This is a genomic window from Flavobacterium maritimum, assembly GCF_040049085.1.
Lineage (GTDB): Bacteria > Bacteroidota > Bacteroidia > Flavobacteriales > Flavobacteriaceae > Flavobacterium > Flavobacterium maritimum.
Window position 1 is genome coordinate 1 of sequence record NZ_JBDLZY010000017.1, and the last position, 897, is coordinate 897.

1 protein-coding gene is annotated in these 897 nt (G+C 37.6%); it reads left to right on the forward strand.

Features of this window, described 5'->3' with window-relative positions; translation table 11 throughout:
• Positions 1 to 897 (forward strand): penicillin-binding transpeptidase domain-containing protein (locus ABEB23_RS18060; protein ID WP_348814120.1); only part of this gene is annotated, 897 nt, incomplete at both ends.

An 897-nucleotide genomic window follows, 5' to 3' on the forward strand; every position in this document is an offset into this window, starting at 1 on the left:
TTCGTTCTGATGCAAAAGCGCCAAAACTGGAAACTTTTGAAAAACATGTTAAAGCCTTATCAGATTCGTTGGCAACTGTTTTAGACAGGCCTGCAGGATATTATGAGAAAGAACTGAGAAAGGCGCGAGAAAATAAAAACCGTTATTATTTGATTGCCAGAAAGTTAAGTTATACAGATTATATGAAAATCAAAGGTTTTCCACTTTTTAATCTGGGTGCTTTTAAAGGCGGTATTATTATAGAGCAGGAAACGGTTAGAAAACATCCGATCGGGAAAATTGCCGAAAGAACTATTGGTTACGACAAAATCGACCCGGCGACTGGAGTAGAAGTGGGGAAAGGTATAGAATGGGCGTTTAAGAATTACCTGAATGGAAAAGATGGAAAAATTCTAAAACAAAAAATTGCAAAAGGCCAGTGGAAACCAATTCGTGATATTAACGAAGTAGATCCAATTGACGGTTACGATGTAATTTCTACCATAGATGTTTTTATTCAGGATATTGCGCATCATGCTTTGTTGAAGCAGCTTCAGGATTATGGAGCAGATCATGGTTGTGTGGTAGTAATGGAAACGCAAACAGGTCATGTAAAAGCAATTTCAAATTTAGGGAGAGCTGAAGACGGATCGTATTATGAAACAACGAATTACGCAATTGCTGAATCTCACGAACCGGGTTCTACTTTTAAATTGGTCGATTTGATGGCCATTTTAGAAGATAAGGTAGCAGATACCAATACTGTTTATGATAGTCACGGTGGCGTGGTTAAGTATTATGGAAGATCAGTGCGGGATTCTCATAATGGAGGATATGGCAAATTATCTTTAGCGCGTGGATTTGAATTGTCTTCAAACACCATTATCGTTCAGGCGGTTTATAATAATTATAAAGACA